Raw genomic sequence first — 19466 nt, 5'->3', positions numbered from 1 at the left:
CTGTGATGTCGAACTCGTTGCGGCCGCGTGTCTTTCTGTCCCCCACTGCTCAACCCGATGGCGCGCGGAACTTCGTGCAATGATTCTGCGCGTGGGGTTTGTTCGTTCACTTGCGATCGTGGCCATCGTGACGGCCGGCACATTCGGCTGCCTTCTCGCCGGCGGTTCGGTCGTGACCGCGGCTTTTCTGGGAATCGTGCTGATCATCGGAGCCTATGTCGGACTGCAGCATCCGACGTGGTTGGTGTGGGCACTGGCGGTCGTCGTGGCCATTCTCCCGGCCGGGTACGTTCCCGGTACGCCCGTACCATTGATCTTCACGCTGACGATGGCCGTGCTGCTCGCCACTGTTGTGCACCCTCGCGAGGTGACGTCTTTCACTCCGCTCGAATACGCGTTGATGGTCTTCATCGGCGTGGCCGCACTGTCGGTGGTGGCGACGATGCGCCGACCCGTCGACGACGTCCTCGAGTACGTGAAGTGGACGAGCGCGACCCTGCTCGTCATCGCGTTGCTGCGGTTGCGCGCCGATCAGCTGCGCACCTTCGGCCGGGTGTTCGTCGTGACGTCGGCCATCCAGGCCGCGGTCGGTGCCGCGATGCTCACCGTGGACAAGGGCGCCAAGACCTTTGATCTGTTGTCCCCCTTCGGATATGACTCGTCATTCGGTGGACGCTTCGTCTTCTCCGGGGCGTCGGTCACCGCACGCCTGTCGGGCACCTACATCGATCCGAATGCCGCGGGGATCGGGTTCCTCGCCGCCCTGATGATCAGCCTGCTGGTCTTCGAGGGTTACTGGCGCTGGGGTTTCGCGGTCGTGCTCTTCGGTGCGGTCGCGATGACCCTGAGCCGCGCGGCGATCTTCTCGGTCGTCCTCGCGCTGCTGCTGGTGCTCGCCTTCCACACCATGTCCACTCGCAACCGCACCGCGATCATCGGCAGCCTGGTCGCCGGAATGGCGACCCTCCTGGCGATCCCCGCGTCCCGCAACCGCATCTTCTCGTCGTTCGGTGACGAAGACACCGGATCGTCGGCACGCGGTGAGGCGCTGCGCGAGTTCCCGGAGAAGATGAGCGGCTCCTGGTTGTTCGGACATGGTTGGGGTATCCCGGAATTCAAGGATCCCGAGAAGGCCTTCAACATCAACTACGTGGCCAACGCCCCACTGCTGTCGGTATATCGCGGCGGCATCCTGGTGGGCATCCTGTTCACCGGGATCATGCTCTACGCCTGCTATCTCGCCTATCGCTGCATGCGGTCACGGCGCTTCGAGGTCGCCCTGTACGGAGGCCTGTTCATCGCCTTCTTCGCCCTCGGCATGCAGCTCGACTTCTCGACGGTGTCCATCCCGGTGTCGGTGACCGACCTGACGCTCATGCTGGTGTTCCTCGTGGTGGCGCTGCGTCGAACCGCCGATCCGAGCACCGTCGGTCATGTGGGATTCCTCTACGCGCCAACGGTTCTGGGCCGTCCCGCCGATTCCGGCGACAAGGTGCGTTCGCTGCGGTGAGACGTGCTGTCCGGGTGGCGCTGTGCGTGCTCGTCGTCGTGGTGGTCGGAGGCGGCGCGCTCGGATTCCAGTTGTTCACCCGGGTCCACGACGATCCGCTGCGTCCCGCGGATGTGATCGTCGTGCTCGGCGGCGAACACGACGGGCGCGAGGACCATGGAATCGAGCTGGCGCGCAAGGGATATGCCGATCATGTACTCATTTCCGACCCGTACCGCCCGTACACGGACGCCGACGCGATGATGCCGCGGGTGTGCGCGTCGGGCACGCGGGAGATCACGGTGACGTGCTTCGAACCCGACCCGTCGACGACGCGCGGCGAGGCGATGTTCGTCCGGGACATGGCGCGCCGTCACGGCTGGCAGAGCGTCATCGTCGTCACCTGGAGCTACCACCTGGTGCGGGCCCGCTACATCTTCGGCCAGTGTTTCGACGGCGATGTGATCATGCACGCCGTCCCGCGTGACTACAGCCCGAACCCCGTCTTGTGGGGCGCTGTCTACGCATACCAGTACGGCGGCCTCGCGAAGGCCGCCGTACTGGGGTGTTGACATATCGGGTTGTCGATCACGGCTCCCGGCCGCCGATCAGCTCAGCCGTTGAAGATGTCGCGCAGGAGCTCGATCTCGGCAACGCGCTCGGCGTGGGTCGGGGCGACCGGCGAGGCCAGCAGGCACGTGACGCCCGCCTCCTTGAAGGCGGCGACGCGTTCGGCGACATGCGACTTGGGACCGATCAGCGACATGCCGTCGACGAGGTCGTCCGGCACGGCCGCGGCGGCCTCGATCTTCTTGCCGTCCAGGTAGAGGTCCTGGATGAGCTTGGCCTCTTTCTCGTAGCCGTACCGGATCGCGAGCTGGTTGTAGAAGTTCTTGTCGCGCGCGCCCATGCCGCCGATGTACAGCGCCGCGTGGTGACGCACGAGCTCCCGCGCGTTGTCGAGCTGTTCGGCATCCTCGGTGACACGGGCGGTCGCCTGGACGACGATGCCCAGGTCACCCAGCTTCGGATCGCGCTTGGCCTTGCCCGCGGCCAGCGATTCGCCGAACGCGGCGTCGATGTGTTCGGGGTGGAACAGGATCGGCTGCAATTCGTCGAACACCTCGGCGGCGAGTTCGACGTTCTTCGGGCCGATCGCGGCGAGCAGCAACGGGATGTTCTCGCGCACCGGGTGGTTGATGATCTTCAGCGACTTGCCCAGGCCCGAACCGCCGTGTTCCTTGTCGAGCGGCAGCGTGTAGTGCTTGCCCTGGTAGTTGAGCTTCTCGCGGCGCCACACCATGCGGCAGATCTCCGCGTGCTCGCGGGCGCGGCCCAGCGGGTAGTCGTACTTGACGCCATGGAAGCCCTCGATGACCTGAGGACCCGACGCACCGATGCCGAGGACCGCGCGGCCGCCACTGATGTAGTCCAGGCCGGCCGCCGTCATCGCGAGGTTGGTCGGGGTGCGCGAGTACATGGGCAGGATCGCGGTCTGCAGCTCCATCTTCTCGGTCTTCGCGGCGATGTAGCCGAGCTGGGAGACCGCGTCGAAGCTGTATGCCTCGGGAACTGCGATCCGCTCCACACCCGCCGCCTCGTAGTCGGCGAGGTTGTCGATGGTCTCGCGGAAGTCACCCGCGTAGTTGATGGGCATCCCCAGCTTGATCGATGTCATGGCGTCGGATTCTTCCACAGGGACCGGCGGTTCGACCATGGCTTGGCCGAGCGTTCGATCGCCCGGTTCTCCCGACGGCGAAACCTCATGGTCCACAGCGGAATGAGACCCATCCCACACCGGTCGGCACCCCGGCGTGATGAAGGCGTGACGAACATGACACGCCGAGGCACCCGCAAATCCCCACGAAACCGTGCCCAGGCGTTTAGGAAATTCGAACCCCAGCCCTCATGATGAAAGGTATGAGCGGCGAGACGCTGATCCTGGTGCTGTTGGTGATCACGGCCCTCGGCTTCGATTTCACCAACGGTTTCCACGACACCGGCAACGCCATGGCGACGTCGATCGCCACCGGAGCCCTGAAACCCAAGGTCGCGGTTGCCCTCTCCGCCGTTCTGAATCTCGTGGGCGCCTTCCTCTCCGTAGAGGTCGCCGCCACCATCACCAAAGACGTCCTGAACATCCAGCAGACCAGCGGCGAGGGAGCCGGCGAGATCGTCTTTGGCCTGACGCCCACCACCGCGCTGCTCATCATCTTCGCCGGCCTCATCGGCGGAATCCTCTGGAATCTCTTCACCTGGCTGTTCGGCCTTCCGTCGAGCTCGTCGCACGCCCTCTTCGGCGGCCTCATCGGCTCCGGGATCGCGGCCATCGGACTGTCCGGGGTGAACTGGCACGGAGTCTTCGCCAAGATCATCGTCCCCGCGCTGCTCGCGCCGGTGATCGCGTGCGTCGTCGCCGCCTGCGGCACCTGGCTGGTGTTCGCCATCACCCGTCGCGTCGCCGAGGGCCGCAAGGAGCAGGGCTTCCGCTACGGCCAGGTCGCCAGCGCGTCGCTGGTGTCGCTGGCGCACGGCACCGGTGACGCGCAGAAGACCATGGGCGTGATCGCGATGGCCCTGATCGTGACCGGCCACCTCGACGCGTCGACGGTCAGCCACGGCCTGCCGTTGTGGGTGGTCGCGAGCTGCGCGACCGCGATCGCGGTCGGCACGTATCTGGGCGGCTGGCGCATCATCCGCACCCTAGGCAAGGGCCTCGTGGAGATCAGCTCGCCGCAGGGCATGGCCGCCGAGGCCTCCTCCGCCGCGATCATCCTGACCTCGAGCGCCGCCGGCATGGCGCTGTCGACGACGCAGGTCGCGACCGGCTCGATCCTGGGTTCCGGCGTCGGCAAGCGCGGCGCCCAGGTGCGCTGGGGCGTCGCGGGACGCATGGCCGTCGCCTGGCTGACCACGCTGCCGGCCGCCGGCCTCGTCGGCGCCGCGTCGTTCTACATCGCCCACCTGCTCGGCAACGTCGCAGGTGGCATCGCCATCTTCATCCTGCTGGTCGCCGCGTCGGGCTACATGTACTGGCGCGCCCAGCAGAACAAGGTCGACGCCGGGAACGTCAACGACGACTGGGACGACCCCAGCGGCCCGGTCCTCCCGGCCGACCTGACCATCACGCCCACGGCGATCGCTCCCGAGTCCACTCCGGGAACCACCGCGGGACCGACCGCGCGTTCGGCCTGAGGACCGGTCGGGCAGCGCGAGACACGAGAGGAAAAGCGGATGGACATCGTCGAGGCGATCGGCAAGGTGCTGCTCGTCGGGCTCGTCTTCGGCGCCGGCCTGCCCGCGCTGTTCGCCATCGGGATGCGTGTCCACTCGCTCGGTTCCGACGAGGCGGCCGCCGACGGCACGATCGTCTCGCACGGGAATCCGGCGATGCGGGTGCTGAGCTACGCCATCTTCGGACTGGTCGCGCTGGTCATCGTGGTCGCATTGCTGTGGATCACGCGGCAGACGATCTACTACTACACCGACGTCAAACTCTTCCCGTTCGGTTACAAGTGACGGCGACCCGGGTACCCGGCCATCCCGCCACTGTCGATCCGGTCGGAGACACACCCCATGGGCAACGAGACACCGTTCTTCGAATCAGTGATCAACTGGATACGCAAGGGCTATCCGGAGGGTGTCTCGCGCACCGATTTCCCGCCGCTGATGGCACTCCTCACGCGCGTGCTCAGCGAAGAGGAGGTCACCGATGTGGCGATGGAGCTCGTCAAGCTGTACGGGCCCCGCGAACCGGTGACCAGGCAGCAGATCGCCGCGGCCATCAAGCGCGTGACGAGTTCGCCGCCCACGGCCGAGGAGGTCGAGCAGGTCGCCGACCGGCTGACCGCGGTGGGCTGGCCGTTGCGCAACCGGGAGTGACCGCGCCCCGGCGACGACGGCCGTGGCCGGTGGCGTCGGGGTCCGAACCTAGAATCGTTGTGTGTGCGACGCGGCCGCGTCGTGTCCGGCCCGCACCGGTGTGCTCGCGACAGGAGAGGGGGTGAGGAGTGTGGATCGCCCGCAGTTGCTCTTCCGCATCATCGAGTGGCTCCGTGCCGGGTATCCGGACGGCGTACCGCAAGGCGACTACATCCCGCTGGTCGCCCTGTTGCGTCGCCAGTTGAGCGACGACGAGGTGCAGGAGGTGTCCTCGCGCCTCATCCGGCAGTCGCCTCCCCCGCCTGAGCCCATCACCAAGATCGACGCCGCGGTCGCGATCACCAAGGTCACCAACGAGCTCGCCCACGAGGACGACATCGCCCGCGTTCGGCGTCGGCTCGAGTCGGCGGGCTGGCCGTTCGACGCCCCGGACGAGAATCGGGACCAATCCTGAAAACACTCCGCACGCTCGAACTTCCGGCGCGACCCGAGGTCGTGGACCGGCGCGACGAGCTGCTCGCGATCCTGGACGGGTCGTCGTATGCGGTGGTCCCGACATCCGGTGAGCCGCAGGAGGTCTCGCTGTTGAGCGACGCCCTGGCCGTCGGCGGGGAGATCGATGACGCGATCAGCCTGGTGATCTCGACGTCGGGGTCGACGGGTACCCCGAAGGGCGCGCAGCACACACCGGAGACGCTGTCGGCATCGGCGCGGGCGACGCGGGCACGACTCGGCGGGCCCGGCAACTGGCTGCTCGCGCTGGCGCCACACCACATCGCCGGACTGCAGGTCCTGTTGCGCGCCCTGGCCTCCGGGTACACCCCGGTCGCCCTGGATCTCTCCGAAGGGTTCGACGCCGACGCATTCGCCGACGCGCTGGAGCGGCTCGACGGACCACGCCGCTACACGTCGTTGGTGCCCACCCAGCTGATCAAGGCGCTCGACTCGCCACGGGCAACCGCCGCCCTGGCCACCTGCGACGGCCTGCTGGTCGGGGGCGCGGCGACCCCCGCTCCCCTGCTCCGGCGCGCCGTCGACGCCGGGATCCCGATCATCCGCACGTACGGGATGAGCGAGACCGCCGGCGGCTGCGTCTACGACGGCGTGCCGCTCGACGGCGTCGAGCTCCACATCGACCAGCCGAACCCGGAGGGCGTGGGACGTGTCGTACTCGGTGGCCCCATGGTGGCGAAGGGCTATCGCAACCTGCCCGATCATCCGGCGTTCGCGGAGCCGGGCCGGTTCCGCACCGACGACCTGGGCCGGTTGGACGACGGGGTGCTGCGGATCGTGGGACGCGCGGACGAGGCGATCTCCACCGGCGGCCTGACCGTGGTGCCGCAGGTCGTCGAGGCCGTCGTCGTCGAGGACCCGGCGGTCGCCGAGTGCGTGGTGATCGGCCTGCCCGACGAGCGGCTCGGCGAGAAGGTCGTCGCCGTCGTCGTGCCGAAGAACGGAGAACGGCTCGACGCCAATCGGATTCGTGGTCTGGTCGCCGAACGACTGGACCGGTATGCGGCGCCGCGGGAGGTCATCGAACTAGACCGGTTGCCGCTGCGGGGTCCGGGCAAGCCAGACCGGCGGGCACTGCGGGAGCGTTTCTCGTCGTAGGTGTCGCTGATCGTGTCGGGCGACAATACGTTTCGCCACATCTGCGGTCAGGAGGCGGCGGCGAGCGCCTGGCGGATGGTCGCGACGACATGGTCGGCGCGCTCGATCGGGTCACCACGCGGCCGCCGGCCCGGAAAGGATCGCGGACGGTCCGACGGACAGTGTGGCGATGCGGACGGTGGTCGCGTCGGTGACCGGATGGTCGGCGAGTCGGTGGAGCCGCGGTCGCACCTCGACCCCTCGCCGGCGGTCACCCGCCTGTGCACCGCGGAGCGATCGAGTCCGTGCGTCCGCGCGTCGGCAGCGGTGAGGACACCGGCGTGGGCGTGGGCGTGGGCGAGGCGAGGGACCTCAGGTCCGGGGAATTCGCAGGTGCATCGGACGTATCCCCAGGTCGATGCGGTTCCGTCGATGTGTGGCCGACGCGCGATGTCGGCCATCGTGTCGCTCGCCGCAACGACCCGCGACGTCTGATGCGGTGGTCGGTGGCGATGCGGTGTCGTGGCAGGATCGAAGCCGTGGCTACCGCATCGCAGTGGATTCAGGGCGCTCGTCCGCGAACGCTTCCCAACGCCGTGGCGCCGGTGGTGGCCGGCGCCGGGGCCGCGCTGCACGCGTCGTGGGACGACTTCTCGTGGTGGAAGGCCGTGCTCGCACTGGCGGTCTCGATTGCCCTGATCATCGGTGTGAACTTCGCGAACGATTACTCCGACGGCATTCGCGGCACCGACGACGACCGGATCGGGCCGTTGCGGCTGGTGGGGTCGGGGCTGGCGTCGCCGGGTTCGGTGAAGGCCGCGGCGTTCGCCTGTTTCGGCGTCGGCGCGGTGTGCGGTCTGGTGCTGGCGATCGCGACGGCGTGGTGGCTGGTCCTGGTCGGCGCGCTGTGCATCGCGGGCGCCTGGTTCTACACCGGCGGAAAGCGTCCCTACGGTTACGCGGGGTGGGGCGAGGTCGCCGTGTTCACGTTCTTCGGGCTGGTGGCGGTCCTCGGCACCCAGTTCGTGACGTCGGACCGCGTCGACGGGGTTGGCCTGGCCTGCGCAGCGGGCGTGGGCGCGGTGTCGAGTGCGGTGCTGGTGGTGAACAACCTGCGCGACATCCCGACCGACGCCGAGAGCGGCAAGATCACCCTCGCGGTCCGGCTCGGCGACGCACGCACCCGAATCCTGTTCGCGATCCTGCTCGCGACGCCGCTGGTGATGAGTCTCGTCCTGGCGCTCGCGACGCCGTGGGCGCTCGTCGGACTCGTCGCCGCTCCACTGTTGTGGCAGGCGTACACGCCGGTGCGCACGGGTGCACACGGGCCGGAACTGATCCCGTCCATCGGCTCCACCGGCAAGGCGATGCTCGCGTGGGCGGTCGTCACCGCGGTGACGCTGGCACTGGGATAGCCGGCACGGGGGACCCCCGCCTTCTGTGAAGACCGCCCGCCCCGGAACGGATGTCCCGGGACGGGCTGCTCGGTGTCCGTCGGGGTCACACCCCGGCGTCGACCTCGGGCAGGCTCGCCAGGATGGCTGCCTTCAATTCGTCTCGGGCGGTTGCCGATTCGATCAGGCTGCGTGATGCCGCGTCGTCGATGTCGATGATCGCGAGGAGCAGGTACTCCGCGCGGAGCCGACGGTCGCCGCGCTCGCGGGCGATCTCGACGGCGCGGGCGAAGACATCACGGGTGCTCGACGCGAAGCGGGGCCGTACTCCCCGACCGCGTGGACCGCGACGGCCGCGACCGGGTTCCCACGGCCCCTCGCCGGCGAACGGCCCGCCGGGACCACCAGGTCCGAAACCCGGACCATAGACGCGGGTGCCGAACCGGCCACGGAAGATCTCGTCAGGACCGTCCGGACCTTCGGGACCTGTGGGGCCCCACGGACCGGGCCCCCACTGACCGGGCTCGAATCCCCGTGGGCCGCAATCGGGACGCGGTCCACGACCACGATGCGGGCCGTGCCGGTGTCCGCGACCCCGCCCACGTCCGCCATCGGGCCGGCCGCGTCGGCCGGGACGCTCGCCCCAACCCTCGGTGAGATCCTCACCGAACCGTCCGCGCACGGCCTCGCGAACCTTGTCGAGGTCGATCCCGATGGAGCGCAGGGCTTCCCGGTCTTCTTCGTATCGTTGCCGGGCCGACTCGGCGTCGACGTCGCCGTCGGCGGCCTCCTCGGCCTTCTCGTCGTGGAACCTGCGGACCACCTCACGCGCCGGCGCCAGGGTGAGCCCCTGGTCGGCGAGGACCGAGAACAGCGGACTCCGGGCGTTGCAGAGCATGCCCAGGATCAGGTGTTCGTTGCCGACCCGGGTGTGCCCCAGGTCGGCGGCTTCCTGCGTGGCGAATGCCAGCAGCATCTTGTCGTCGCGAGTGATTCGTTCAAACATCACTCTTCTCCCCTCCGTGTCCGCGGTCGCGGACCTCACGTTGTGAATGCTTCTGATGCACGGCCTGGCGGCTGATCTGCAGCACGTCTGCGATCGACTGCCAGCTCCATCCGTGTGCGCGGGCGTTGGCGACCTGCACTTCTTCGAGCCGGTCGGCCAGTGTCCGCAACGCCCGTACCGCAGCCAGCCCCTTCGCGGGATCGTCGCTCGCGGCGGCTCCCGCCAGATCGGCGCCGGTGGCGTCGGGCTGCTGTTCGGTGTTCTGGTCGTCGTGCATGGTTGTCAGGTTATGTTGACGATTGAACTGTGTCAAGAATTATTGACATGCGACCGCTGTGGACACGAATGGGAGGGACACGGCCGATCAATCCGACAACCCTCATGTACTTTGGCGCTCATCGCCGGCGGTTCGGCCGGTGAGCGCACCGCAACGGCCGGGATCGCATTCGTCGGCGGGTTGCTGATCGTCTCGGCGACATGGCAACTCAGCTCTCGACTCGCGGCTGGGAAGCATGCTGGTTGGCCCCGGCGGACGACGCCGGACCGCCTGCGTCGGAGGTGGTCTGACGATGCTTCCGGCCGTGAAGAGCCTGACAGGCCGGGGATCGCCGGATCGACGTTGCGCACCAGGTCTCGCCGAGCGTGACCTGGTGCCGAACCGCTGCGCACATGCCCCGGCCACCGGGTTCCGATTCTGGGGGGTGCTGTCGCGCGCGACAGCAATCCGGTGGGGCGGTTCCCCGTCTCGGGCCGAAACCCTGTCGGTTGTCGTACCCCAGGGGGGACGACGGGTCACTCCGCCTGGATCGACTCACTGATGTTCATCCGCGACGCACGCACCGCAGGAAGGAACGCACCCACCAGGCACAGCGCGACCGCGATCGCGACGAACATCGCCACTGACGGTCGCGGCGAGTAGATGACCGTCAACGACGTTGTGACCGAGAGGATCTCGTCGCTCAGCAGATGCATCGTCGCGCCGAGCACGATCCCGACCAGCGCACCGACGATCGCGACCGCGGCGGCCTCGGCGAGCACCATGCGGGAGATGAACTTCCGCGACGCGCCCATCGCACGCAGCACACCGAGCTCGCGGCGCCGTTCTATCACCGACAACAGCAGGGTGTTCAGCAGCGCGATCGCCGCCGCACCGGCGACGATCCACTGGATCGCGACGGTGAACGAACCGGCCTGTTCGACCACCGCCTGCGTCGCGGCGAGCGCGGCGGCACCGGTGTAGACGTTGATCGGTTTGTTGCCGGTCGTCGGTACGTCGGCGACGAGCGCCTCCAGCGAACCCTGCACGGCGGCGGGGTCGGCGTCGGGCGCGGTGATCACCTGGAGATAGGTGTCGCCGTCGCGTTCGAACCACTCCCCCAGCAACTCCTGCGACATCGCGGCGACACCGGAATCGACCGCCACGTAGTCGACGGTGTCACGCACCACCACGTCGTGCGGACCCGTTGGCGTCGACAGCGTGACGGTGTCGCCCGTCTTCGCATCCAGCACGCGTGCAAGCACATTCGACAGCAGGATCCCGTCGCCGTCGAGGACCCGGGCGACGGCCTCCGGCGATGCCTTGCGCATGAACGGCGCCCGCGAACCCGGCTCCAGTCCTTGGATGTTCGCGCGGCTCTCGCCGATGTTGACCGCTGCCCACTGGCCGCCGACGACCTCCGTGACCCCCGGGATCCGCGCGACCTCGCCGCGCAGCGACGAGGGCAGGATCGGACCGAGTGGGAGGCTCGACTCCGAGGAGGACGACACGTAGAAGTCCGGGTCGCCGAGTCCGTCGAGGGACTTCGACATCGATGACACCAGGTTGTCCAGCGCACCCGAGGTACCCATGCCGACCGCGATCGCCACCGCGACCGTCATCAGCGTCGCCCACGCCCGGCGCGGCGCCCGCTCGGTGTTCACCGAGGCCAGCGCACCCGGTCCGCCGAACCACCGTGCGACCCGAACCACGAGCCACGACAGCGGTTTCGACAGTGCGAAGCACACCAGCAGCGCGCCGATCAGGTAGACGACGCCCGCCAGGATCGCGGGGCGCCCGGGCACGGTCGCGACGATCACCCAGGACGCGATCAGGCCGGCGAGGCCGACGACGGCGGAGATCGCGATCAGCGGTCCCCGTCGCACCATCGAGTCGGACACCTCCACCGGGGCCATCGCCTCCACCGGCGACACCGAGAACACCGCGCGTGCGGCCAGTGCCGTCGCGGCCACGCACGCGATGATGCAGGCGAGGACCGCGACCATCGGCGCGTACCACGGCAGGTGGTAGTCGATCACCGTTCCGACGGTGTCCGGTGGCGGATCGGGCAGGCTCGCGATCACCGCTCGCCCCGCCAGGATGCCGATCGGGATGCCGATGACGCCGCCGGCGATCCCCATGATGGCGGCCTCACCGAGCATGTCCCCGACGAGGTGGGTTCGCTTTCCGCCCAACGCCCGGATCATCGCGAGCGAACCCCGCCGCGACGCCACGGCCATGTTCATCGTGTTGAAGATCAGGAACGCCGCGATCACCAGCGATACCAGCGAGACGAGGAGCGTCGCGTCGCGGGTCACCGAACTCGAGACCTCGGCCTGCTTGGCGCGGAAGTCCGGGTTCACGACCACCGCGCGGCCGTCGACGATCTTCTCGACCTGTGACCGCACAGCACCGACGTTCACGCCCGACTCGGTGACGATGAGGATCGAGTCCAGCCGGCCCTCGAGTCCGACGAGCCGTTGCGCGAGGTCGAGGTAGGCGAACATGAAGCGGCCGTTGTTGAGCTGCGACGCCTGGCGGTTGTCGACGACCTCGAGGACCTCCACCTCGATGCCGTTGACGGTCAGCGCGTCCCCGGGTGTCAGACCGAGTCCGGGTCCCGCGAAGACGCCGGTGCGCAGCTTGTCGAAGTCGATGCTGCCCGCGTTTTCCTGCTGCACCGCGGCACGCAGTCCGCCCGACAGCGCGGTCACACGCTGGTCGGAGCCGATGAGCGGCACCGCCGAGTCGTCGACGACGACGGATCCGCGGATCATCGGGACGACGGCTCTCGCGCCGTCGACGTCGCGACGAATCGCACCCGCCAGGGAGGCGTCGATGCCGGTGTCGGCGATCGCCGCCACCTCGAGGTCGGCGTTGCCCGACACCGCGTTGTTGAACGCGCGCACCGATTCCGACGTCGACCCGAATGTCCCGAGCACCGCGATCAGCAGAGCCGACGACACGACCACCACCGCCAGCGAGGTGAACAGGCGTAGCCGATGCGTCCGGATCTCCCGGAGGTTGAGCAGGCGGATGCGGGTGAGACCCGCGAGGAAGGCGTCGACGTACCTCCTCGCTCCTCGAGTCGGCCCCTCGTCGGGCGGGACGCCGATCACTCCGCGATCTTCCCGTCGCGCACCGTGATCGTGGTGTCGGCGTGGGCGGCCGCCTTGGGGTCGTGGGTGACCATGACCACCAGGCGGTCCTCGGCGGCGTGCGCGACGTCGGCGAGCAGTTCCAGCACCGCTTCGCCGGTCTTGGAGTCGAGGTTGCCGGTGGGTTCGTCGGCGAGCAGGATCGTCGGGTCCATGATCAGCGACCGCGCGATGGCCACGCGCTGCATCTGGCCGCCGGACAGCTCGTTCGGCCGGTGATCGACCCGGTCGCCGAGTCCGACCTGCTCCAGCAACTCCACCGCGCGCGGCCTGGCCTTGCGCAGCGACTGGTTGTCGAGCAGTCGCGGCAGCGCAACGTTCTCCCACGCCGACATCGTCGGTACGAGGTTGAAGAACTGGAACACGAAACCGACGCGATGACGGCGGAACTCGGAGGCCGCGGCGTCGTCGAGACTCCCCAGGTCCACCCCGCCGACGGTGATCCGCCCCGACGTCGGTGTGTCGAGAGCGCCGAGGATGTGCAGCAGCGTCGACTTACCGGCGCCCGAGGGACCGACGATCGAGGCGAACTGGCCGCCGTCGATGGTCAGGTTCAGGCCGTCGAGGGCGCGGACCCGTTCCTGTCCCATCTGGTACTCCCGCACCAGGTCGACGGCTTCTACGAGTGGGCGCTCGGTTTCGGTCGGCACCCGATGGATCGTAGCCCAGCGGTCACCGGCGCCCCAGGGGCCGAAGCGGTCGACCTAGGCGGTCCAGCGACCGGTCGCGAAGAACTCGTCGAGCACGGCGTTCGCCGCGTCGAGGTCGAAAGACTGTGCGGCGATCCAGGATTCGTCGAAGTACGTGTTGGAGTAGCGGTCACCGGGGTCGCAGAGCAGCGTGACGATGCTGCCTGCCCGGCGTTCGGCGACCATCTCGGCGACCAGCGAGAACGCGCCCCACATGTTGGTGCCGGTGGACCCGCCGACGCGGCGACCGAGCATGTCCGAGACCCGGCGCGTGGTGGCGATCGACGCCTCGTCGGGCACCCCGATCATGCGGTCGACGACCTGCGAGACGAACGACGGCTCCACGCGCGGACGGCCGATGCCCTCGATGCGGGACCCCTCATCGGAGGTCAGCGACCCGTCGGCGGCTTCGTAGGCGGGCAGGAACACCGAGTTCTCCGGGTCGACGACGGCCAGCCAGGTGTCATGCCGCCGGTAGCGCACGTAGCGGCCCAGCGTCGCCGACGTTCCGCCGGTGCCCGCGCCGACGACGATCCACGTCGGGATCGGGTGCTCCTCCTCGGCGAGCTGCGCGAAGATCGACTCGGCGATGTTGTTGTTGCCACGCCAGTCGGTGGCGCGCTCGGCCATCGTGAACTGGTCGATGAAATGGCCGCCCAGTTCCTTCTCCAAACGCAGCGCCTCTGCATACACGTCGCCGGCATGCTCGACGAAATGGCAACGCCCGCCGTGCCGTTCGATGAGCGCGGTCTTCGCGGGCGAGGTGCTCGACGTCATCACCGCGATGAACGGGACGCCGATGAGTTCGGCGAAGTATGCCTCGCTGACCGCCGTCGAACCGGACGAGGCCTCGATGACCGGCGTTCCCTCGGTGACCCAGCCGTTGCACAGGGCGTACAGGAACAGCGACCGCGCGAGCCGATGCTTGAGCGATCCGGTCGGATGGGTCGACTCGTCTTTGAGGTACAGGTCGACGCCGGTCTCCCCGTCGGCGCCCTGCCACCGCGACCATGCGGGCAACGGAACCCGCAGCAGGTGGGTGTCGGCGCTGCGTCGTGCGTCGGCCTCGATCAGGCGGACCGCGTTCTGCACCCAGGCGCGGTCGGCCCGGCGGTCGACGACCCTCGTCGGCTTCACTCGCCCCGCCCCACCCGGTCGCTCACTTGTTGCCGCGCAGGCGGGCCTGCAGGTCCTCGTGCCTGGCCTTGCGTTCTGCGTCGATGGCGGCGATCTGGGTGTTGACGGTGACCCGCAGCGACTTGAACAGGAACATGCCGAGCGGCAGCGCGATCAACACGCCGAAGACGGCCGCGACGAGGAACGGGACGTCGACGCCGACGAGGCGACCGCCGAAGAAGACCAGCGCGCCGACCACGACGACGAGGAACATGCGCGCGACGGTGTACCCGAACAGCGCGAGCGCGAGCTTCGCCGGGCTGGCCGGCGGCAGGTCGGCCGGGGTCTCGTGTGCGGGTCCGCGTGCGTTGTTCTGCGCTTTGCTCACCCTCCCAGAGTACTCATCGGAGAACGAGGACCTGCAGGTCGCAGGCCTTTGCTCTCTCTTTACCTCCGGCTGAAGGTTCGAGTACCTGGGCGATTTGCGTGTATTCATGGATTACGCGTCATCGACGCGTCCCGGCCGATCCGCATTCCGGCGGTATTCCGACAGGGAACCATCCGTTTCAGGGGGAAACGTGACAAGCACCGAAGAAACCACGTCGAACACCTACATCACCCCGGGAATCGCGAGCCAGCACACCTTGACGCCCGGCCAGGTGGCGGCGATGTTCAACGTGAATCCCAAGACCGTCGCTCGCTGGGCCAGCTCGGGCATCCTCGGATCGATCCGCACCCCGGGCGGCCACCGACGCTTCCGTGAAGAGGACGTGGTGGCGCTCCTGAACCGTCGTACGCACTGATCGCGTACACGGTCGGGACGAAGTAGTCGCAGTCCACGGGCCGCGGCAGCCGGCGTCGAAACCTCCTGCGCCGGCCCCGCCGCGGCTTCGGTTCCAACCGGCGCATCCGAACCGGCGCATCCGAACAGGCGCTGACGCCACCCGGGGAACTCCACGGCCTCGGGGCTGGGCCCGGCTGCGTCGACTGTCCACCGCTCGGCCGACCCTCACGGTGCGCGCGTCGAACTGACGTACGCTGGGTCAGGGAGGTTGTCATGACATATCTGTTCGCGGTTATCGGCCTGCTCGCCATCGGTTTTCTGCTGTGGCGCGCGTTCGGACCCCAGTCCGACGCCGGCAACTCCCCCTCATCGGTCGGCTCGCGCGGCCGCAACCGTCGCCCGGTGGGACCGGACGACGACCCCGATTTCCTTCGTGACCTCGACAACCGGACCCGCGGTCCCAACGGTGGCGACGCGGACGACCTCTGATCGCGGAGAAGTCGAACGGTGTCGCCCACGGGTCGGCCTCCGGCCGGTTATCCAAGGTGTCCGGCCGGTTTCGTATACGAACGGTCTGACCTGGCTCATGAGAGCCACGTAACATACCTCACGGTAGGGTAAGGTCTCCTCATCATCGACCCGACGATGAATGATCCGAGAGAAGGCGCCGTTGAATCCGGGACGATCTCCGCAAGGGGCGTCGACCGTTGACGACCTGAGCTTCGCCGACAAGATCGGTTACCTGTTCGAACACAGCCGTGACGAGAACGGCGTCCGTTATACGGGCAAGAAGATCGCCGAGAAGGCGAACCGCCTCGGCTACTCGCTGTCGGACGCGTACATCTCCCAGCTGCGCACCGGCAAGGCCCGCACCCCCTCGTTCCGCACGGTCGAGGCGATCGCGCGCGCCTTCGAGGTGAGCGTCACGTACTTTCTGTCGAATCCCGACGAGGACCTCGAACGGGTCCGACAGCAGCAGCACTACGTCGAAATGCTCGAGGTCACCGGCAGCCACCTCGCCGGGATCGACCTGGCGTCACTGTGTCCCGACACCATCGATGCCCTGATCGACCTGTTGAAGCTGGTGAAGGCGCAGGCGATCGCCAAGCGGGCGGAGACGGACGCGGCCGAGAAGGCAGGATCCGACCCGGAGACGACCGAGAATCCCGGTCCGTCCCCGGGTGCAGCGTCCGGCGACTAGCTCCGGGTCGCGGTCACAGGAACGCCGACGCCGTCGCGGTCGCACGCTCCCGGTGGGCCCGCTGCGCCCGGCCGCGTGCGCCCCGCGAACCCCTACGCGCGTCGCCCTGCTCGAAGGCCTGCTCAGAGGCCCGCGTACGAGTGCAGGCCGGAGACCACCAGGTTGATGATGAACAGGTTGAACAGCATCGCCACGAAGCCGGCGACGTTGATCCACGCGGCGGCGGTGTTGCGCCAGCCGGCGGTCGCGCGGGCGTGCAGGTAGGCCGCGTAGATCACCCACGCGATGAAGGACACGGTCTCCTTCGGATCCCAGCCCCAGAAGCGACCCCACGCCGCCTCGGCCCAGATGGCGCCGCAGATGACGCCGAGACCGAACAGCGGGAAGCCGACGACCACGGACCGATAGGCGAGACGATCGAGGTTCTCCGCGGCCGGGATGTGGTCGATGATCCGGCGCATCGCACCGGCGAAACCGGGGCGGGTCGCCGGCGATGTGTCGTCGGCGGGGTTCGACGCCCAGCGCAGCTTCATCAGGTACAGGATGCTGGCGACGCCGGAGACCATGAGGATGCCCGACGACACCGAGATGATCGACACGTGGACGGCGAGCCAGTACGACTTGAGCGCCGGGACCACGGGCGCGGCCTGCGTGTAGAGCCAGCGGCCCGCGATGAACATCAGCAGGACGACGGGCAGGAGCACGAACGACATCAGCGGACGGTGTTCCGACTTGCGCAGGATGACCAGTGCGGCGATGACTCCCGCGGCGCAGGTCATCGACACGAACTCGTACATGTTGCCCCACGGCACCCGGTCGGTGGCCATGGCGCGCAGCACGATCGACGCGACGTGGGCGATCAGGCCGACGATCGCCACCGGCAGGCCCATGTTGCCGAGCTTGTCGCCCAGGCTGCGGCGCTGCTGCGGACCGTCGACGCGGCCGGGAACGCGTGCCTCGGAGTCCGTGCCCGGTGCACCGACGCCCGCGCGAACCAGTTCGCGCTCCTCGAGCTTGCGTCCGCGGACCGCGGCCAGCGCACCGAGGAACAGCAGGGCCGCGACCACGTACACGGCCATCGCCGTGCCGAAGAGCAGATCCGAGTACCGCGCCAGCGTCTCGTCGATCTGGGTGGATCCGTTCATCACCAGGTTCCTTTCGCGGCCTAGAGCCGCCGGGTCGTGCGCCGTGAGGCGGGTGCGTCGTCGGCCACGAGGGCGGCCGCCTGCTCGTCGAAGCCCTCACCCCAGCCGGCCTGGTCGGTGCGCGCCAGCCCGGCAATCTCTACTACAGTACGTCGTTTCGCGGCGGCGGGTTCCACGGCACCCGTCTGACCGGCCGTTTCCCCGGCCGGGGCGGGGACCAGGCGTGCCCAGATCCGGCGACGGCGGATCAGCAGGGACACCAGCAGGCCGGCGAGCATCGTGATGGCGCTGACGAGCACCCAGACCTGTGCCGGATCGTGCGAGACCTGCACCGACACCCAGCGCTGGTAGCCGTCGAAGGTGATCGTCGTGCCGTCCGCGAGCGTATGGCTCTGGCCCACCGCCAGGTTCACCTGCGCCTGGCGCTGTAGACGTCCCTGCTCGACGAGGTCTTGGTCGAGGGAGTAGGCGTTCTGCGGTTTTCCGGTGTCGAGGCCCGTGTCGCCCTTGAAGATGCGGATCGCGACCGCCGGGTCCTTCGGTTCGGGAGACGACGACGTCAGCAGGGTCCCGTGGTAGAGGGCGGTCGGGGCGAACAGGCCCTCGAGCGCGATCTGGTTCTTGCGGCGTTCGTCGGCGTCGGGATACATGCCGGCCGGGGTGTCGAAGCGCACCGCGCCCGACGACAGCATCGTCTGGAGTTCGTCGGGGACGAACGGCGTGGTCTGCGTACGCTTCTCCCCGTTCGGGAAGGCCACGGTGAAGGTCGGCGCGAAACCGTTGCCGAGCACGTAGACGCGGTCGCCCGCGACTCGCAGCGGCTCGTTGACCTTGACCGACGTGGTCTTCCAGGCGGCGGGGTCGCGCACGGCGTCGCCTTCGGCGTAGCTGATCGTCGCGTCGTACATGTCCGGCTGACCGCTCGGCAGGAAGGTCGCCGAGAAGTCGTCGACGCGGAAGCAGAACGGCGACAGGTCGGTGCCGTCGACGAGGTTGCCGGCGCGGAACGAGTCGTAGACCGCGGTGGAGGTGTTGCACATACCCTGCTCGCCGTCGGCGACGAGGCTGCGGGTGCCCTCGTAGCCGTACAGCTTGCCGACCGCGATGGACACCAGCAGCGCCAGCAGCGCGAAGTGGAAGACCAGGTTGCCGAACTCGCGCAGGTAGCCCTTCTCTGCCGAGACCTCCACGCAACCGTCCGGGTATGCCTTGCTCGGCTCGCGGACGGTGACCTCGCGACGCCAGCCGCGCAGTCGGGTGCTGATCCGCTCGGCGATCTCCTCGGGGGTGCCGTCGACGGTCCGGGTGACGTGCCGCGGCAGGCGCGACAGGTTGCGCGGGGTGGCGACCGGCTTGGCGCGCAGGCTCTTGAAGTGCTCCACCATTCGGGGCGTGAGGCAGCCGACCAGCGAGACGAACAGCAGGACGTAGATCGCGGTGAACCAGGCGCTGGAGAAGACGTCGAACAGCTGCAGTTTGTCCATCAGCGTGCCGAGCCTGCCGCGTTCGGCGATGTACTCGAGCGTCTTCTGCTCGTTCAGGTCCCGCTGCGGCAGCAGGGCGCCGGGGATGGCGGCGAGCGCCAGTAGGAACAGCAACAGCAGCGCGGTGCGCATCGAGGTGAGCGATCGCCACAGGTTGCGCAGCGGCCAGAGGACCCGGCGTCGGGTCCAGTGCGCGGTGGGTGGCGCGGAGGCTGCGGTCTCCGCCCGCGGAGGGTCGGTGACGCCGGTGTCGGTCACATCTGCCATGGGTT

The 19466-nt window shown here is 68.5% G+C and carries 20 protein-coding genes; 11 read left to right on the top strand and 9 right to left on the bottom strand.

Annotated elements, in window-relative coordinates:
* Nucleotides 1-118: 118 nt before the first annotated feature.
* Both ABFT43_RS03065 and ABFT43_RS03060 read left to right on the top strand, forming a co-directional pair.
* Complete coding sequence (locus ABFT43_RS03065; RefSeq protein WP_347958915.1) at nt 119-1510, top strand: O-antigen ligase family protein; 1392 nt, start codon at nt 119-121, stop codon at nt 1508-1510.
* Nucleotides 1507-2061 carry a YdcF family protein gene (locus ABFT43_RS03060; protein WP_347958914.1) on the top strand — a complete coding sequence of 185 codons (555 nt, stop codon included), beginning with the start codon at nt 1507-1509 and terminating at the stop codon, nt 2059-2061. The genes ABFT43_RS03065 and ABFT43_RS03060 overlap by 4 nt, the downstream gene beginning before the upstream one ends.
* Before the next feature lie 41 nt (nt 2062-2102).
* Here the strand turns inward: ABFT43_RS03060 and ABFT43_RS03055 are convergent, their stop codons facing one another.
* On the bottom strand, nt 2103-3167 hold the full coding sequence (locus ABFT43_RS03055; RefSeq protein ID WP_347958913.1) for an LLM class F420-dependent oxidoreductase: 1065 nt from the start codon (nt 3165-3167) through the stop codon (nt 2103-2105).
* 242 nt (nt 3168-3409) lie between these two features.
* On the opposite strand from ABFT43_RS03055, the gene ABFT43_RS03050 reads away from it, so the two are divergent.
* From ABFT43_RS03050 to ABFT43_RS03025, 6 genes are all read left to right on the top strand, one after another.
* On the top strand, nt 3410-4684 hold the full coding sequence (locus ABFT43_RS03050) for an inorganic phosphate transporter (RefSeq protein WP_347958912.1): 1275 nt from the start codon (nt 3410-3412) through the stop codon (nt 4682-4684).
* A 39-nt stretch (nt 4685-4723) separates the two neighbouring features.
* Nucleotides 4724-5008, top strand: coding sequence for a hypothetical protein (locus tag ABFT43_RS03045; RefSeq protein ID WP_347958911.1), 285 nt, complete (start codon nt 4724-4726; stop codon nt 5006-5008).
* A gap of 57 nt (nt 5009-5065) precedes the next feature.
* Nucleotides 5066-5371 carry a DUF3349 domain-containing protein gene (locus tag ABFT43_RS03040; protein ID WP_347958910.1) on the top strand — a complete coding sequence of 102 codons (306 nt, stop codon included), beginning with the start codon at nt 5066-5068 and terminating at the stop codon, nt 5369-5371.
* 130 nt (nt 5372-5501) lie between these two features.
* A complete protein-coding gene (locus tag ABFT43_RS03035) occupies nt 5502-5825 on the top strand; it encodes a DUF3349 domain-containing protein (RefSeq protein ID WP_347959260.1) in 324 nt (107 codons plus the stop codon).
* A 41-nt stretch (nt 5826-5866) separates the two neighbouring features.
* A complete protein-coding gene (gene menE / locus ABFT43_RS03030) occupies nt 5867-6982 on the top strand; it encodes an o-succinylbenzoate--CoA ligase (RefSeq protein ID WP_347958909.1) in 1116 nt (371 codons plus the stop codon).
* Nucleotides 6983-7500: 518 nt separating this feature from the next.
* Nucleotides 7501-8376 (top strand): 1,4-dihydroxy-2-naphthoate polyprenyltransferase, encoded by an 876-nt coding sequence (locus tag ABFT43_RS03025; RefSeq protein ID WP_347958908.1) that lies wholly within the window; start codon nt 7501-7503, stop codon nt 8374-8376.
* A gap of 85 nt (nt 8377-8461) precedes the next feature.
* On the opposite strand, the gene ABFT43_RS03020 is transcribed toward ABFT43_RS03025, so the two are convergent.
* The 6 genes from ABFT43_RS03020 to ABFT43_RS02995 all read right to left on the bottom strand — a co-directional run bounded on the left by ABFT43_RS03020 (nt 8462) and on the right by ABFT43_RS02995 (nt 14968).
* Nucleotides 8462-9361 carry a Clp protease N-terminal domain-containing protein gene (locus ABFT43_RS03020; protein WP_347958907.1) on the bottom strand — a complete coding sequence of 300 codons (900 nt, stop codon included), beginning with the start codon at nt 9359-9361 and terminating at the stop codon, nt 8462-8464.
* A complete protein-coding gene (locus tag ABFT43_RS03015; protein ID WP_347958906.1) occupies nt 9354-9638 on the bottom strand; it encodes a helix-turn-helix domain-containing protein in 285 nt (94 codons plus the stop codon). The genes ABFT43_RS03020 and ABFT43_RS03015 overlap by 8 nt, the downstream gene beginning before the upstream one ends.
* A 515-nt stretch (nt 9639-10153) precedes the next feature.
* Nucleotides 10154-12736, bottom strand: a complete 2583-nt coding sequence (locus tag ABFT43_RS03010; protein ID WP_457590089.1) for an ABC transporter permease — start codon at nt 12734-12736, stop codon at nt 10154-10156.
* Nucleotides 12733-13425, bottom strand: a complete 693-nt coding sequence (locus ABFT43_RS03005) for an ABC transporter ATP-binding protein (RefSeq protein ID WP_457590088.1) — start codon at nt 13423-13425, stop codon at nt 12733-12735. The genes ABFT43_RS03010 and ABFT43_RS03005 overlap by 4 nt, the downstream gene beginning before the upstream one ends.
* A gap of 54 nt (nt 13426-13479) precedes the next feature.
* Entirely contained in the window at nt 13480-14601 is a 1122-nt protein-coding gene (cds1, locus tag ABFT43_RS03000) for an L-cysteine desulfhydrase Cds1 (protein WP_347958905.1), read from the bottom strand.
* A gap of 22 nt (nt 14602-14623) precedes the next feature.
* Nucleotides 14624-14968, bottom strand: a complete 345-nt coding sequence (locus ABFT43_RS02995) for a DUF4229 domain-containing protein (protein WP_457590087.1) — start codon at nt 14966-14968, stop codon at nt 14624-14626.
* Nucleotides 14969-15158: 190 nt separating this feature from the next.
* Between ABFT43_RS02995 and ABFT43_RS02990 the strand changes: the two genes are divergently transcribed.
* The 3 genes from ABFT43_RS02990 (at nt 15159) to ABFT43_RS02980 (ending at nt 16565) form a co-directional block, all read left to right on the top strand.
* Nucleotides 15159-15383 carry a BldC family transcriptional regulator gene (locus ABFT43_RS02990; protein WP_347958904.1) on the top strand — a complete coding sequence of 75 codons (225 nt, stop codon included), beginning with the start codon at nt 15159-15161 and terminating at the stop codon, nt 15381-15383.
* 254 nt (nt 15384-15637) lie between these two features.
* A complete protein-coding gene (locus ABFT43_RS02985) occupies nt 15638-15853 on the top strand; it encodes a hypothetical protein (protein ID WP_347958903.1) in 216 nt (71 codons plus the stop codon).
* 181 nt (nt 15854-16034) lie between these two features.
* On the top strand, nt 16035-16565 hold the full coding sequence (locus ABFT43_RS02980) for a helix-turn-helix domain-containing protein (RefSeq protein WP_347959256.1): 531 nt from the start codon (nt 16035-16037) through the stop codon (nt 16563-16565).
* Between the two features lie 122 nt (nt 16566-16687).
* Here the strand turns inward: ABFT43_RS02980 and ccsB are convergent, their stop codons facing one another.
* Together ccsB and resB are read right to left on the bottom strand one after the other, a co-directional pair.
* A complete protein-coding gene (gene ccsB, locus ABFT43_RS02975; protein ID WP_347958902.1) occupies nt 16688-17710 on the bottom strand; it encodes a c-type cytochrome biogenesis protein CcsB in 1023 nt (340 codons plus the stop codon).
* 20 nt (nt 17711-17730) lie between these two features.
* Nucleotides 17731-19461, bottom strand: coding sequence for a cytochrome c biogenesis protein ResB (gene resB, locus ABFT43_RS02970; protein WP_347958901.1), 1731 nt, complete (start codon nt 19459-19461; stop codon nt 17731-17733).
* Nucleotides 19462-19466 lie beyond the last annotated feature (5 nt).

This window comes from Gordonia aurantiaca, from assembly GCF_039939235.1.
Classification (GTDB): Bacteria; Actinomycetota; Actinomycetes; order Mycobacteriales; family Mycobacteriaceae; genus Gordonia.
Note: the sequence above shows the minus strand (reverse complement) of the source record. Positions and strands in the feature narration are given on the sequence as shown.

Coding starts and splice junctions, on each gene's coding strand:
- ABFT43_RS03055 (WP_347958913.1), bottom strand. CDS start 3,167: ATGACATCGATCAAGCTGGGGATGCCCATCAACTACGCGGGTGACTTC.
- ABFT43_RS03050 (WP_347958912.1), top strand. CDS start 3,410: ATGAGCGGCGAGACGCTGATCCTGGTGCTGTTGGTGATCACGGCCCTC.
- ABFT43_RS03045 (WP_347958911.1), top strand. CDS start 4,724: ATGGACATCGTCGAGGCGATCGGCAAGGTGCTGCTCGTCGGGCTCGTC.
- ABFT43_RS03040 (WP_347958910.1), top strand. CDS start 5,066: ATGGGCAACGAGACACCGTTCTTCGAATCAGTGATCAACTGGATACGC.
- ABFT43_RS03020 (WP_347958907.1), bottom strand. CDS start 9,361: ATGTTTGAACGAATCACTCGCGACGACAAGATGCTGCTGGCATTCGCC.
- ABFT43_RS03015 (WP_347958906.1), bottom strand. CDS start 9,638: ATGCACGACGACCAGAACACCGAACAGCAGCCCGACGCCACCGGCGCC.
- ABFT43_RS02985 (WP_347958903.1), top strand. CDS start 15,638: ATGACATATCTGTTCGCGGTTATCGGCCTGCTCGCCATCGGTTTTCTG.
- ccsB (WP_347958902.1), bottom strand. CDS start 17,710: ATGAACGGATCCACCCAGATCGACGAGACGCTGGCGCGGTACTCGGAT.
- resB (WP_347958901.1), bottom strand. CDS start 19,461: ATGGCAGATGTGACCGACACCGGCGTCACCGACCCTCCGCGGGCGGAG.